This is a genomic window from Rhodospirillaceae bacterium, assembly GCA_018662005.1.
Lineage (GTDB): Bacteria > Pseudomonadota > Alphaproteobacteria > Rhodospirillales > JABHCV01 > JACNJU01.
On the sequence record JABJHA010000006.1, the window covers coordinates 19,300 to 33,534 of the forward strand.

Below are 14,235 nucleotides of genomic sequence, written 5' to 3' on the forward strand. Positions count from 1 at the left end.
TGGAAGTTGGTTATGTTTGTGGGCTTTCAACAGGATATTTTCCAGCTTCCGTCGGGGTAACTTCTCGAAATAACATCGCTTTATACATGCGTAAAAATACGCTTGCTGCACAAGGGAGAGAATCATGAAAACTTTATTTAAAAAACTGACACTGGTCGTCGCGTCGTTACTGTTAACGACAATGTTTATGACGAACAGTTCTTACGCCGCGAAAATTCGCATTGCCTTAGCCGAAACACCGTCAGACGAATTGGCGGCATTCTTTATCGCGCTGGACCGGGCGAAAGCCAACGGTCTTGATTATGAATGGACGGCGTTTGCCGATGAAGAGCTGGCCATTCAGGCAATCTTGAGCGGTCAGATGGATATTGGTTTCGGCACGCCTTATTCGGCGATGCAGAGATCCAAGGCCCCGGTACGGATCATTTTTCAGTTGTCCAAATTGAAATTCTTCCCCGTATCTTCACCAAAATACAGCAAGCTTGAAGACCTTAACGGCGAGCCGATCTTGCTGCACTCGCGCGGTGGCGGAACCGATTCCATCGCCAACGTCATCGAAGACAAGCTGGGCATTAAATTCGGTAAACGCTCGTATGTTCCGGGTAGTTCCAACAGGATTGTCGCCCTGGTCTCTGGTCAGGCGGACGCCACCATTGTTGACATGTCCAACAAGAACAAACTGGTCCGGAAGCATGGCACTAAATACAACGTGCTCCCCATGTTTGAAGTTGACGCCAGCGATGAAGCCCTTTTCGCCAACCTGAACTGGATCAAATCCAACGCCAAGGACGTCGATATTTTCGTCAAGGCGCTGCTCAGCGTCTACAGGGACTTCCATAAAGACCCGACGATGGTCAGAAAAGAAACCGACCCGGACGGACCGATCGGCCAGTTGCCGAAAGAAGTTCTTGCCGAACTGGACGGCTTCTACACCGATGCCGTGGCAGGTGGTCTGTTTGATCAGAACGGTGGCGGTGAAAAAGCCGCAAAGGCCGATCTGGAGTGGTACCACAAAGCCGGTCACCTGACTGGAAAGCTGTCGGATCTTAAGATCGATGATTTCTGGTACATGAAACCGCTTAAAGACGCCATGAACTAAGAGCCTTAAAGAGGACCGGGCGTCGGCTTGGCCGGTGCCCGGTCCTCTCATTTTTTTTCTGTACATTTTTTATAAGTAGCTTTCATGCGACACCGGGCTTTATCGCTAAAAATTCTGTCGTCCGTCTTGATCTTCGGGGCATGGGAAGTGGCCGGACGGGCAGGGGTGAGCTTTGCCTTCCCGACTTTTCTGGAATCCATGGCCGCGCTGTGGTCTCTGACGATTGAAGGGACCATATTCACAGCCTACGCTGAAACCTTGAAACCCCTTATTGTCGGTGTCTTGATCTCGGCGTTTCTGGGTATTGGCTTAGGGATCTGGATTGGCTTGAGCAGCAAGTTTGACTGGCTGGTCTCGCCCATATTTATTGTCATGCAATCAGCTCCATTGGCCGCCCTTATCCCGCTTTTGATTATGGTTTACGGTATTGGCTTGACCTCAAAAGTGTTCGTGGTTTGCATTATGGCCATGCCGGTAATCGTGTTGAATACCAGCGGCGCGGTACGCAACACCTCTGTTTCGATCATAGAGATGGGGCAATCCTTTCTTGGATCCAGGCGAGACATCATCTTTAAAATTATTATGCCTTCCGCCTCGCCAATCATTTTTGTGGGCCTGCGCCTAGGTATTTCGGCAGGCTTCATTGGCGCTATTCTTTCAGAGTTGAAAATCACACCAACGGGGGTTGGCGATATAATTTCCTACAGCCGCTCCATTGCCGATTACCCCAGCATGTACGCCGCTATTTTTTCCATCATTCTGTTGGCGGTTCTTTTTCTGAACGTTCTTGAGCGTATCGAAGTCATGGTGTTCAAGGGCATTAACAAGGGTTTGGTCTCTGACTGACCTTGAGATGAGAAGTACGAATTTATGAATGCTATATCGACATCAACCAACGCCGTAGAGGTTCGCAATGTCTTCAAGAACTACGGAGAAGTCGAGGCCTTGCAGGATTTATCCCTGGAATTTCCCCTGGGACAACTGACATCTTTGCTGGGGCCTTCGGGATGTGGAAAGACCACGCTACTGAAGATCATTGCAGGGCTGCTTCCCGCAGACAGTGGCGAAATTCTGGTGGGTGGCGAGACGGTCACAGGCCCCGGACCGGACCGGGCATTTGTTTTTCAGGATTTCGCCCTTCTGCCCTGGGCCAGCGTTATCAGAAATGTCGCCTTTGGCCTGGAACTGCGTAATGTGGCGAAATCCGAAAGGGAAGCTATTGCCGAAAAATATATTGCCGATGTTGGGTTAAGCGGCTTTGAGCAGAAATTCCCTCACCAGCTATCGGGCGGTATGCGCCAGCGGGTGGGCTTGGCAAGGGCGCTCAGCGTTGATGCCCAGGTATTGTTGATGGATGAACCGTTCTCCGCCGTTGATGAACAAACGCGCAGAAAATTCCAGGAAGACTTGCTGGATTTGGTGAAACACGAAAACAAGACATTCCTTTTCGTCACTCACTCAATTGAAGAGGCCGTTTATGTATCGGACCAAATCGCCCTGTTGTTGCCCCGCCCCAGCCGGGTTTCGGAAATCATTCGCCCGGGCGGGTTCCGGGACAAAGACATCAACAGCATCAGGCGGGATTCTGAATACCTTGATATCGTTGACAAAATTTGGGATTCACTACGCACTTACGTAGAGTAAATATTACTTATGAAAGCATTCGGCTATCAGTTACCGGCGATGTCTTCCCTTCTGATTTGGGGGTTGCTGTGGGAAATAGTGGGTCAGTTGGAAATGACTTTCTTTCTGCCTGCCCTGTCGGAAATTTTTACGACATTAACTGAAATCATCACCACAAAACCGTTCATTAAGGCGTTGAAAGAAACCGGGCAGGCGTTTTTCCTGGGCACTTTTTACGCCATTACAATTGGCATCCCTGTCGGTATCCTGATGGGCAAAAACCGGCTGATCGATGAGTTGTTGCTGCCTTGGGTCAATGTGTTCCTCAGCGCGCCACTAACGGCGCTGGTTCCGGTTTTGATGGTTTTGTTCGGGTTCGGATTGAAATCTATTGTCATCACGACGACACTATTCGCCATCTGGATTATCATTTTGAACGCCCGGGCTGGCGTCAAACAGATTAATCCGGCGCTGGTGGAAATGGCCCAGTCCTTTGGCGCTACACCCATGGATGCTTTTGTGAAAATTTATTTCTGGGCCGCCCTGCCGGAAATTTTAAGTGGCGTTCGTATTGGTTTTATTCGTGCCGTCAAGGGCGTCATCATTGGCCAGCTTCTGATATCCATCGTTGGTTTTGGCGCCTTATTCGAGCTGTATTCGTCACAATTTCTTATGTCCCATTTTTGGGCCGTCTTACTGGTGTTGTTCGCCATGGCGTTCACCATTTCAGAATTCCTCGCTTTACTGGAACGCAAAGTCGGCTACTACGCATCGAAAAGATAATTTCAGAATTCTCAAGCTTATCAGGAGATCATCCATGAGTTTCGTCATTCCCGAACATCCCGTCGCTTCCGTCGATATAAGCGGAACTGAGGACCGCTTTCCGGTTCGCCGCATCTATTGTATCGGGCGCAACTACCTGGCCCACAGAGTTGAAATGGGAAATGATGATCGCAAACCGCCGTTCTTTTTTCAAAAACCGGCTGATGCGCTGGTGGCAAACGGTGGTGAATTCCCCTATCCACCCCAGTCAGATAATGTGCATCACGAAATTGAACTTGTTGTCGCCATCGGCAAAGGCGGCAAGGACATCGCCGTGGAAGACGCCCTTGATCACGTATATGGCTATGCCCTGGGTATCGACATGACCCGGCGCGATCAGCAAAGCAAAGCAAAGGCCGACGGCAAGCCCTGGGAAGCCGCCAAGGGATTTGACCATTCAGCGCCCATCGCGACAATCAGGCCGGTCAGCGAAATAGGTCACCCGGATGCGGGCCGGATCTGGCTTTCCGTCAACGGCGAAAGCCGCCAGGACAGCGACCTGAACCTGCAGATATGGAACGTCCAGGAAGGCATATCGCATCTCTCGAAGCTTTTTGAAGTGATGCCAGGGGATCTGATTTATACCGGCACCCCCGATGGTGTCGGCCCTGTCACGACCGGCGATGTGATGACCGGCGGCATCGACGGTATAGGCGAGATTGAAATCACCGTCGTTTGACCGGAAATTTCCGAAAAGGAACCCCAGGCAAACCGGGCCTCCCACATAGTTGATTTGATGGTTCGGTTAACAATTGTTATTGGAACGTCTGCTTATAGGGGGAAAGCGGACGTTGTTTCGAGCAGGTGTTTAGGACTGCTCCTGACCCCACTCAGGCATTCGGGAGCCACCATATTTTCCGGCAGCGGGTTTCCCATGCCTTTCAGTAGCCTTCAGCGTTTCACAAGAACCGAACATTTGGCATGGCGAACGATGCGTGACGCTGTAGAGCCGAGCAGATAGTTGTATAAACCAGGCCGATGCGAAGCGATGATTATCAGGTCAGCTCCAATTTCTTCTGCCTTGGCAAGGATAGACGGCGCAATGCTTCCCGAAACCACAGCAACATCCGCCGTCATCCCGGCTGTTTCTGCCATGTCTTCCAGGGTAATGCGAGCATTCTGCACTGTCTTGTCAAGAATTCCGCTGGGAAGTCCCGCCGTTATAAATGATGGTACTTCTCCTATTACGTTAATCAGCGTGATCCGTGCCTCCTTATCACCTTGAGTTTTAGCAACTTCCATAATCGCCTTGCCGTTTTCGATATATGAAAGATCAATCGGAACCAAAATGGTCTGGAACATGATTATCTCCTCTCTATCGATGTCACTTGACGGTGATGCAGGTGCATTCCGCCAACTGCGAGACCTTGTGTGATACGCTGCCCATCAGCAACCCCTTGAGGTCGCTTAAACCCCGGCTGCCAAGGATTATAAGGTCGGCGTTCTTGTCTTTGGCGGTTGCCAGGATGTTGGTTGCCGGATCGCCTTCCTCGAACAACGTCTCAAGGTTTTCTATACCTCTCGACTTAGCCCTGGCACGGGCTTCACTCATCAGCCTTTCGCAAACGGCCTGGCGCATCTTGCTCTCCGCATTACTGTATTGCTTGACGAGCATGCCAGCGACGACACGTGGATCGCCCCGGACATCCATCAACGATGAAGCATCAAGCTTGCTGAATTCTTCGACATGATATTCGGTGACGGCAAAATGGCGTTCCTCGTCATTAAGCGGTTGCTCGCTTAGGACGTTTAGGGCAATTAGCCGAGCACTATATTTTTCTGCCAGATCGGCGGCAAAATCGAGGGCTTTATAGGCGTGATCGGAGCCGTCGAGGGCGACAACGATGGTTTTGACTTGCATTTGTGATGGCATGACGATCTCCTTCCATAAATTCTTCGCAGCATTATCCTTGATCAGAATTTCTCAAAATCCCTTCAGGGAACGATCCGCCAGGTTCCATCCGCTTCGCGGCAAGCCCGTCCGCTGGCCGGTTCGGTCTTGCCATCAACGGTGATGGTCGATTCAAAGTCGCGACAGTCCTTGCCGTTGCTCTTATCGACGCTTGTCGGCGTGTAGGAACCGGAAATACCTGAGTCCGGATTGTTCCAGAAGGCAGTTTGACCCGAAGGATTGTATTCGAGAGCATTCTTTGCGGTTTTCTCGGCCTTGGTCTTGTCGGCCTGATCCAGGTTTTTTCCCGCCTCGCCGCCAAGCCATCCCCCGGCAATTGCACCGACCGCGGCACCAACCCACTGCCCCTTGCCGCTACCTACCTGAGAACCCAGCAGGGCACCGACCGCGGCCCCGACGATGGTTCCGGCAGTCTGTTTCTCCTGACCTTCAACGCAGGCGGCGAGCAGAAAAATGGTGAGAATGCTTAAAATGCCAAGTTTTTTTAACATTGTCATAGCCCCCTTTCCTGGCTGTTCTTGATCAACAGGAAGGTCGCAGACAGGTCTTGAAATTGCCCATCATTATACACCAAATACGGACATTCAGGTAGGGTTGGTTACCCTTACCAATCGCAGGACAGATTGTTCTTCGATAGCCCAACTTCCAGGTATTCGGCGAGCAAAGGCATCCCTAGCAAGTATTCGGCCGTGGATATCGACTCGTACTCGTCGTGAGCGCGTCTCGCTTCAGCAACCGCGTCATCCCACTCCGCCATCGAGAAATCATCCCGCCCGACCCAAGCAAGGGCAACCAGGTCGATTTGCTCATCCTCGTTGAGGGCGTCCATAAATTGCGTAATTTCTTCATACGTGGCATCATCTGAATAATCCTCAAGGACTTCACGCATATCTTCATCAACGGGATTGGAGCCGTAATCCGGTTCCACCACATCCACTTTGGCAGCCAAAGCCTTGGCCTTGACGACGATTTCACAAATTTTATCAAGTGCAATCCGGAGCATGACAGTCCCTCCATTCCAGGCACGTAACTTCAGGACCTGCGAGGAAGCGTCAAATCAGTGAGACGCCTTTTCCTCGGCCGCAAATTCCTTATCCAGTCCGGCTTCAAGGTCTTTGAGGTCCTGGGGTACGGGCAGGTTTTCGGCGCGCATGGTGGCAATCAGTTGCCTGAGACGCATATGAATCTCGTGGGCGTCGCCTTGGTCACCCTGCACTTCCGTCATTAACCGCGACAGTTCGGCGTTATAGTCAATTTTATCTACGATGACCGCCTCCTGTGTTTATTTGAGCCTTGCAGCATTATACGACATTTTCCCGGTAACCGCACCGCTTGCATGATCAATAATTGGACAAAACCGACGTGTAAAAATGCCCGAATTGCGTTATACTGTTACTCGTCAACCCGCGCACGAAAGTGGGGACAAACAAGTGGACATCTTTAGGCATATTGGCCGTCTGTTGTGTCGGCTTGGGTTTCATGATTACCAAATCATCGAGACAAAATTCGGCTTCGGCAACGGTGTCAGCGTTGAAAAAGACAGATGCCGTCGCTGCGGGGCGTTGTACACTCATCAGGTCTGAATCCACCGCCCGGGTCAGGCATCAGACATTTTAAAATTTCTGAAATCGCCCCTTTTTTCCTCATGAGTTATCTCCCTGTATTTTGAATTAAATTCAGGTCTAAGATGATTAGGATCAATGTCAAAAATCCTGATTCGCGCTAGACTTCCCGCTTGATTGGAGCCTCCCTGGAGACTCCCTGATAAATTGCTTGGCAAATGCCAATCGGTTGGCCCTGAAAGGTGGCATCTTCTTTGTGCCGCCTGCGCTGCTGTAGATTTATCGAAAGTCGACAACCTCTGCAGCGCCGGACATAAATCAGGTTTTGGGGAGCGTTGCTGGTCGCGAGAAATTACGTCTCTTTAATCTCCAGGACCGCAGGTGCATCATGCCAGATCAGGTTGAAGACTTTTCAAGTCCGTTTCACACTGAGGATCTGCCGAAAGGCTCAAGCATCCTCCACGATCCCGCCTTCAATAAAGGAACAGCCTTCACAATGGCCGAGCGCGACGCCTTGGGCTTGCACGGGCTTTTGCCGCCCCACGTTTCCACCCAGGACGAACAGGTGGAGCGGGTGATGGATAATTTCAATCGCAAGGATTCAGGTCTTGGTAAGTACATCTTTATGATCGCCCTGATGGAGCGAAACCAGCAGCTCTTCTACCGTGTCGTAATGGATTATATCGAGGACATGCTGCCGATTCTCTACACCCCCACCGTCGGCAAGGCATGCCTTGAATACGGCCACATTTTCCGCCGGCCCCGGGGCATGTACCTTAGCGCCGAAGATCAGGGCCGAATGGAGGAAATTCTCGGCAACTGGCATTTCAAAAACCCCCGGATTATCGTTGTCACCGACGGCGAGCGAATTCTTGGACTAGGCGATCTGGGCGCTAACGGCATGGGGATACCGATTGGCAAACTGACCCTGTATTCCGCCTGCGCCGGGGTGCCCCCAAGTTCAACCTTGCCGATAATGCTGGATGTCGGAACCAACAATCAGGCCCTGATTGATGACGACCTATATCTTGGTTTGAAGATGCCGCGCCTGCGGGGCGACAGGTATGATGCAATTGTCGATGAATTTGTCACGGCTGCTGAGAGACGTTTTCCACAAGCGGTCATTCAGTTTGAGGATTTCGGAAAGTCCAACGCCTTTCGCCTGTTGATGAAATACCGGGACCGTGTCTGCACCTTTAATGACGATATTCAGGGTACTGCGGCGGTGACCTTGTCAGGCATCTGGTCGGCCATGTCCCTGAAGGGTGAAGATTTGTCGGAGCAAAAATTTCTGTTCTACGGCGCTGGCAGCGCCGGTGTCGGTATCGCCAACTTGATCGTTTCCGCCCTGGTTCAGGAGGGTATGGAGGAAGATGAGGCGCGCGGCCGAATTTGCCTGCTCGATTCGAAAGGGTTGCTGGTTAAAAACCGAATTGAGGAACTGGACGATTTCAAACGCCCGTACGCCCATGATCTGGAATTCGTCGCTGACCTTCAAACCGCCGTGGAGCGGATCAAACCGACGGTGCTTATCGGTGTTTCCGGTCAGGGGGGCAGCTTCACTTCTGACATTCTGCAGACCATGGCCGATGTCAATTCAGGCGATGCGCATCGTCCGCTTATCATGGCGCTGTCAAATCCCACCACCAAAGCCGAGTGCACAGCCGAGGAAGCCTACAAACACACTCAGGGCCGCGCGATTTTTGCCAGCGGCAGCCCGTTTCCCGACGTCACCATGCACGGTCGGACGTATTGTCCGGGCCAGGGCAACAATGCATACATATTCCCCGGCGTCGGACTGGGGATCATGGCTTCTGGCGCGCGACGCGTAACCGACGAAATGTTCTTCGCCGCCGCAAAGGCTCTGAGCGAAAAAGTGACGGACGAGGATTTGGCTCTGGACAGGATCTACCCGGCGCTGGGTCGCATTCGCGAGGTCTCGGTTGCGATAGCTGTGGCGGTGGCGGATGTCGCCTACAGCCACGACATCACCAGCCAGCAGCACCCGACCGACATGCTGGGGCACATCAGGTCGCACATGTTCAGTACGGAGTACCCAAAATACGTGGCCTCCGCTATATGAAATAGAATCCGGACATTCCGTTCCGGTTTCTATCTGCGGAGAAATAGGGTCTCTTCATGGTCGATGTGGTGAATAGACCGGACTCTGTTTATGCCATAATATTCTAACTGGTTCTTTCCAAGTGAGCTGATCGGCGAATCTTATGTTTGTTATGATGGACGAAGACAAATTCAAGGTAGCCGGTCTTTCCTTGCCATTGGTGGCGCGACTTTTTGCCGATGGAGCCGAGGCAGGAGTCGACCGGTTGCTGCTACTGGCCATGACGCTGCTCATTGCTTACGCCTTAGGCGCCAAATTTGCGCGTGAAGCGGAACGCCCCATCGGACCCGGTATTCTTCCTTTCGTGCTGATGTTTGTGGTTTTTCTTCCAACCCCGGTTTCTCTCGTTAGCGCCGGGGTGGCGATTGGTTTCGGTAGTATCTTCGGACGGGAAGTTTTTGGTGGAAGACCCATTCTGCCACCGGCTCTGATCGCTTTGGCCTTTGCACTATTTTCTTATCCGGATGGTGGTTTCCAGCTTCGCCATTTGTTGGATCAGGCTGAGGACCCGGTTTTTGCTGTCGCCAGCCTGGCCGGTGGAGCCATTTATCTATGGAAGGGTTTTCTGGCATGGCGGGTGGCTGTTGGTGCGCTGCTAGGTTCAGTGCTGGGCAGCCAACTGATGATGGGATTCGTCAGTTGGGAGCAACCCCTACTGGGTTCCTATGTTGCGGGTGTCTTGTTTTTGGCCGCCAGCACCGAAAGTGCGCCGCGCTCTGAAAGTGCTCGCTGGCTGCACGGTTTTTTGGTTGGAATGCTGGTAATGGTTATTCGATCGGTTGATCCCGATCAACCGGATGGAATCGTGTTCGCCGCCTTGCTGGGCTGCTTGTTCGCCCCCTTGCTGGACAGGGCCGTGATGTGGAGACCGCAACGTGGGTAATCCAATTTCCTTGTGGCGATCGTTTCTGGCGCTTCCCAATGATCATCCGGGAAAAATTATCGGTATGGCGTTCATTGTCGCCGCCATAGCCTCCTTTTTCGTATCTCTTACAGCCGTCACCCTGCAACCCCTTCGCGACGCCAACCGCGAAAGGGCCAGTAAAGCCGGCATGCTGGCCATAGTCGAGCAACTGGGGGTCAAATCGCCAGAGGCTCGTTTTGTTGAACTTTCAAGCGGCAAATACGTGAAAAAAGCCTCCAGCATCTGGAGACAAGTCCCCCCCAGCCGCGACCCGGCGCGCATAGGCCAAATGGAAGACGTCGCCACCGTTTACGAAGTTCGCGATGGCGAGAGGCTAACCCTGGTGATTTTGCCGGTCCGGGGAAAGGGCTACAAGTCGACTTTGAAGGGGTTCCTGGCCCTTGAAGGCGACCTTAACACCGTTGCCGCAGTGAAATTCCACGACCATGATGAAACTCCCGGCTTTGGAGCCAATATTGAAAAGGACTCCTGGACTGGCCGGTGGCCGGGTCGGGAAATAGCGGACGCAAGTGGTAAAATCCTTATCGAGGTCGTGAAGGGGCGCGCCAAGGGAATTCATGAAGTCGATGGAATTTCGGGGGCAACACGAACCGGTAGCGGGATCAGCAGGCTCATGCGTTTCTGGCTTGGGCCTGATGCCTACGGCCCCTATCTTGCGCGATTGGGTTCGGGGGAATCGAAATGAGCAAATTACCCCTCCCCCTGACAGAACCAATCATGGCCAGCAATCCGGTAACGCTGCAGGTATTGGGCATCTGTTCCGCCCTCGCCGTGACCACGTCGGTGTCAACTTCCCTGGTTATGAGCGCCGCGTTAATCTTCGTATTGACCCTTTCCAATGTTTCCATCAGCCTGATCCGCAACCACATTCCGCGGCCGGTTCGCCTGATCATCCAGATCACCATCATTGCCTCGCTGGTTATTGTCGTCGATCAACTGTTGCAAGCCTATTGGTACGACATGAGCAAACGCCTTAGCGTTTTTGTCGGCCTGATCGTCACCAACTGTATCGTGCTCGGCCGGGCGGAGGCCTTCGCCATGAAGAATACCCCGCTTCGCAGCTTTCAGGACGGTCTTGGCAACGGACTTGGTTATTCCCTTATTCTGGTTATCGTCGGCACCATCCGTGAACTGCTGGGCGCCGGGACACTGTTTGGCGCCCCTATCCTGATTACCGTTTCGGATGGCGGCTGGTTCACACCGGTCGGCCTGATGTCATTGCCGCCCAGCGCCTTTTTCCTGCTGGGTTTGGTTGTCTGGTGGGCTCGCAACAGACACCCCGAGCAGAATGAGGATGCCCAGGTCCCTGCTGAAGATGGAGGGCAACAATGATCGACCTGCTGTTGCGATCCATTTTTACAGAAAATCTGGCGCTGTCCTATTTCCTCGGGATGTGCACGTTTCTGGCCGTTTCACGCCGTTTCGACGTTGCTTTCGGATTGGGACTGGCCATGATTGCCGTCGAAACCATAACCGTTCCGATCAACAACCTGCTCTACACATGGCTGTTGAAAGATGGTGCGCTGGCCTGGGCCGGAAGGGACGATCTGGATTTGAGCTTCCTGGTTCTGATCGCTGCCATCGGTGTGATCGCGGCAATCGTCCAGATCCTGGAAATGGTGCTGGATCGATATTTCCCCAGACTTTACAACGGGCTCGGCATTTTCCTGCCATTGATTACCGTCAACTGCGCCATCCTGGGAGCCAGTTTATTCATGATCGAACGGCGCATGGACTTCACCGACAGCGTAGTTTACGGCTTTGGGTCGGGCCTTGGCTGGGCGTTGGCCATCTGGGCGCTTGCTACTCTGCGCGAAAAGATCGACGAAACGCATGTCCCCAAAGGACTGCGCGGCTTGGGCATGGCCTTTATTTTGACCGGCCTTATGTCCATGGGATTCGCAGTTTTCACAGGTTTGGAATTCGGGTGAGTAAACGATGACTGAAACCATCTTGGGCTCATTGGTATTTACCGGATTGGTGATGGCATTGACCTTTATCGTGCTGGGGGCGCGACGCCTACTGGTGCTCAAGGGAACCACCCAACTGACCATCAACGGCGATCAAAAAATAGACGCCTCCCTTGGTGAAAAATTGCTCGATGCCCTTACCCGGGGCGGCATCCATCTACCGACAAGTTGCGGTGGTGCTGGAACCTGCGGGCTTTGCCGGATACAGGTATCGGGTGGTGACGATGTTTCGGTGGTCGAACGCGCAGCCTTGTCAAAAATTGATGCAGAAACAGGTTACCGTCTTGCCTGCCAGGTCGTTGTTCGCAATGCGCTGACAATCAAGCTGCCTACCGAATTGCTAACGGCGGAAACCTGGACGTGCAGTGTTCACAAAATCCGTACCGTTTCGCCATTGATCAAGGAGATCATCCTGGATTTGCCGGAGGGTCAGGTTAAAAGCATTCGCGCCGGATCATATGTTCAGATTGTCGCCCCGCAGTTCGAGTTGTCTTTTGCAGATATTGAGGTCGCGCCGGAACATGCAGAAACCTGGGAACGCATGGGCCTTCGTGCGCTGACGGTAAACAATAAGGCCCCAGTCGCACGGGCTTACTCTTTGGCCAATTCATCCAGTGAAACAAGCCACCTGACACTGAATATTCGACTTGCCCTGCCGCCGGCAAATCAACCGGATGTTCCTCCGGGAATCGTTTCTTCCTATTTGTTCGGATTGCGCGCCGGTGACCAGGTCGAGGTTTCGGGACCCTTCGGCAACTTTTTTGCCAGCGATACCACCCGCGAGATGGTGATGATCGGTGGCGGGGTAGGTATGGCCCCCTTGCGGGCCATCGTCGTCGATCAGTTGGAACGCCAGGGCGACGACAGGACGATCAGTTTCTGGTACGGGGCGCGCGGGTTGATCGATCTTTATTATGATGAAGAGATGGAAAATCTGGCACAAAAGTTTGAAAACTTCTCGTGGAATATCGCCCTTTCGGACCCGGCACCTGAAGATGAGTGGAGTGGTGACACCGGATTTATTCACGATGTCGTCTATCGTCGACACCTGGAAAATCATCCGGATCCAACGGCGTGTGAATACTATCTTTGCGGCCCACCCCTGATGATTGAAGCCGTGCGTTCCCTGTTGAATACACTCGGTGTCGCGGAAAGTTCTGTCTTCTACGACGATTTTGGAGGTTGAATGAACATCAAACGACGAGATTTTCTTCAACTTGGCTGCGCTACGGCACTGACCGGTCTGGCGTTCGGCCCGGTTTGGGCACGCTCGCCGGACGTCAAGGTTTTAACAGGTCCTGCCTTCGGTTCATCCTGGCGATTGGTCCTGCCGGATACGATGGAAAACCCGCGTTCGTTGATTGACGGAATTGTTCGCGACATTGATGGCCACATGTCACCTTTCCGCGCTGATTCGGATTTGGGAAAATTTAATGCCGGGCGAACCAACCTCGTCGATGACGAAACGCGCTTTGTCGCTCAGGCGGCCCTCGACCTGGCAAAAATTAGTGGCGGCGCCTTCGATCCAACCAGTGCGCCCATCGGGCGGAAATACGGGTTCGGCCCTGCGGCCATTGCCGCCACGGCACCCGCAGGGATGTATTCCGACGTTCGTGTTGTTGGCGGACGATTGGAAAAATCCATAACTGAATTAACACTGGATCTAAATGGCATCGCCAAGGGTTATGCTTTGGATAAAATCGCAGCGGCACTTGATGGCCTTGATTTTCTTCTTGAACTGGGCGGTGAAGTTGTCGCTCGTGGCCGTCACCCAACTGGGCGGCCTTGGCGCATAGGCATTGAACGCCCGGGAACAAATAAAATCCAGCGCTTGATAAATGCCGGTAACGCGGCCCTTGCCACGTCGGGGGATGCCGCACAAAGTTATGTAGTTGGAGGACGACGTTACGCCCATGTCATTGACCCCCGCACCGCTGGCCCACTGGTCAATGATGTCTCTTCGGTCAGCGTGATGGCGCCGTCCGGTATGCTGGCTGACGGATTGGCAACGGCGGCTATGGTTCTGGGGCCAAACGAGTCCGCTAACCTGTTTAACGCCTATGATGCGCGGGCGTTGTTTTTGCTAAAAAATGGAAATAACTTCGTGGAAGTAACCTTGGGCGATTTTCCGTTGGAGGGTTCCCGATGATTGAGTTTTTGATTGGCTTTGGGGTTTTTGGGTTGGCAGGCCTGGCGCTTT

The 14,235-nt window shown here is 52.8% G+C and carries 18 protein-coding genes; 12 read left to right on the plus strand and 6 right to left on the minus strand.

The window, feature by feature from the left end:
* Positions 1–151 precede the first annotated feature (151 nt).
* The 5 genes from HOL66_03935 to HOL66_03955 all read left to right on the plus strand — a co-directional run bounded on the left by HOL66_03935 (position 152) and on the right by HOL66_03955 (position 4,223).
* The gene (locus HOL66_03935) at positions 152–1,099 is read left to right on the plus strand and encodes an ABC transporter substrate-binding protein (GenBank protein ID MBT5243374.1); all 948 of its coding nucleotides are present in this window, start codon (positions 152–154) and stop codon (positions 1,097–1,099) included.
* 84 nt (positions 1,100–1,183) lie between these two features.
* Entirely contained in the window at positions 1,184–1,945 is a 762-nt protein-coding gene (locus tag HOL66_03940; GenBank protein ID MBT5243375.1) for an ABC transporter permease subunit, read from the plus strand.
* A gap of 24 nt (positions 1,946–1,969) precedes the next feature.
* Entirely contained in the window at positions 1,970–2,743 is a 774-nt protein-coding gene (locus HOL66_03945) for an ABC transporter ATP-binding protein (GenBank protein MBT5243376.1), read from the plus strand.
* A gap of 9 nt (positions 2,744–2,752) precedes the next feature.
* Positions 2,753–3,505 carry an ABC transporter permease subunit gene (locus HOL66_03950; protein MBT5243377.1) on the plus strand — a complete coding sequence of 251 codons (753 nt, stop codon included), beginning with the start codon at positions 2,753–2,755 and terminating at the stop codon, positions 3,503–3,505.
* A gap of 34 nt (positions 3,506–3,539) precedes the next feature.
* On the plus strand, positions 3,540–4,223 hold the full coding sequence (locus HOL66_03955) for a fumarylacetoacetate hydrolase family protein (GenBank protein ID MBT5243378.1): 684 nt from the start codon (positions 3,540–3,542) through the stop codon (positions 4,221–4,223).
* 212 nt (positions 4,224–4,435) lie between these two features.
* Here HOL66_03955 and HOL66_03960 read toward each other — a convergent pair whose 3' ends face one another.
* The 6 genes from HOL66_03960 to HOL66_03985 all read right to left on the minus strand — a co-directional run bounded on the left by HOL66_03960 (position 4,436) and on the right by HOL66_03985 (position 7,030).
* The gene (locus HOL66_03960) at positions 4,436–4,846 is read right to left on the minus strand and encodes a universal stress protein (protein MBT5243379.1); all 411 of its coding nucleotides are present in this window, start codon (positions 4,844–4,846) and stop codon (positions 4,436–4,438) included.
* A 22-nt stretch (positions 4,847–4,868) separates the two neighbouring features.
* Positions 4,869–5,417, minus strand: a complete 549-nt coding sequence (locus HOL66_03965) for a universal stress protein (protein ID MBT5243380.1) — start codon at positions 5,415–5,417, stop codon at positions 4,869–4,871.
* A 62-nt stretch (positions 5,418–5,479) separates the two neighbouring features.
* Positions 5,480–5,953, minus strand: coding sequence for a glycine zipper 2TM domain-containing protein (locus HOL66_03970; GenBank protein MBT5243381.1), 474 nt, complete (start codon positions 5,951–5,953; stop codon positions 5,480–5,482).
* A 107-nt stretch (positions 5,954–6,060) separates the two neighbouring features.
* Entirely contained in the window at positions 6,061–6,459 is a 399-nt protein-coding gene (locus HOL66_03975) for a DUF3775 domain-containing protein (protein MBT5243382.1), read from the minus strand.
* A gap of 54 nt (positions 6,460–6,513) precedes the next feature.
* A complete protein-coding gene (locus HOL66_03980) occupies positions 6,514–6,681 on the minus strand; it encodes a hypothetical protein (protein MBT5243383.1) in 168 nt (55 codons plus the stop codon).
* Positions 6,682–6,796: 115 nt separating this feature from the next.
* Positions 6,797–7,030, minus strand: a complete 234-nt coding sequence (locus HOL66_03985; protein MBT5243384.1) for a hypothetical protein — start codon at positions 7,028–7,030, stop codon at positions 6,797–6,799.
* A gap of 376 nt (positions 7,031–7,406) precedes the next feature.
* Between HOL66_03985 and HOL66_03990 the strand changes: the two genes are divergently transcribed.
* From HOL66_03990 to HOL66_04020, 7 genes are all read left to right on the plus strand, one after another.
* On the plus strand, positions 7,407–9,101 hold the full coding sequence (locus HOL66_03990; GenBank protein ID MBT5243385.1) for an NAD-dependent malic enzyme: 1,695 nt from the start codon (positions 7,407–7,409) through the stop codon (positions 9,099–9,101).
* A gap of 142 nt (positions 9,102–9,243) precedes the next feature.
* On the plus strand, positions 9,244–10,023 hold the full coding sequence (locus HOL66_03995; protein MBT5243386.1) for a hypothetical protein: 780 nt from the start codon (positions 9,244–9,246) through the stop codon (positions 10,021–10,023).
* Positions 10,016–10,750, plus strand: a complete 735-nt coding sequence (locus HOL66_04000) for a Na+-translocating NADH-quinone reductase subunit C (GenBank protein MBT5243387.1) — start codon at positions 10,016–10,018, stop codon at positions 10,748–10,750. The genes HOL66_03995 and HOL66_04000 overlap by 8 nt, the downstream gene beginning before the upstream one ends.
* The gene (locus tag HOL66_04005; GenBank protein ID MBT5243388.1) at positions 10,747–11,397 is read left to right on the plus strand and encodes an NADH:ubiquinone reductase (Na(+)-transporting) subunit D; all 651 of its coding nucleotides are present in this window, start codon (positions 10,747–10,749) and stop codon (positions 11,395–11,397) included. Before HOL66_04000 ends, HOL66_04005 begins: the two co-directional genes overlap by 4 nt.
* A complete protein-coding gene (gene nqrE / locus HOL66_04010) occupies positions 11,394–11,996 on the plus strand; it encodes an NADH:ubiquinone reductase (Na(+)-transporting) subunit E (protein ID MBT5243389.1) in 603 nt (200 codons plus the stop codon). The genes HOL66_04005 and nqrE overlap by 4 nt, the downstream gene beginning before the upstream one ends.
* Positions 11,997–12,003: 7 nt before the next feature.
* Entirely contained in the window at positions 12,004–13,221 is a 1,218-nt protein-coding gene (locus HOL66_04015) for an NADH:ubiquinone reductase (Na(+)-transporting) subunit F (protein ID MBT5243390.1), read from the plus strand.
* The gene (locus HOL66_04020; GenBank protein ID MBT5243391.1) at positions 13,222–14,184 is read left to right on the plus strand and encodes an FAD:protein FMN transferase; all 963 of its coding nucleotides are present in this window, start codon (positions 13,222–13,224) and stop codon (positions 14,182–14,184) included.
* Positions 14,185–14,235: the final 51 nt, after the last annotated feature.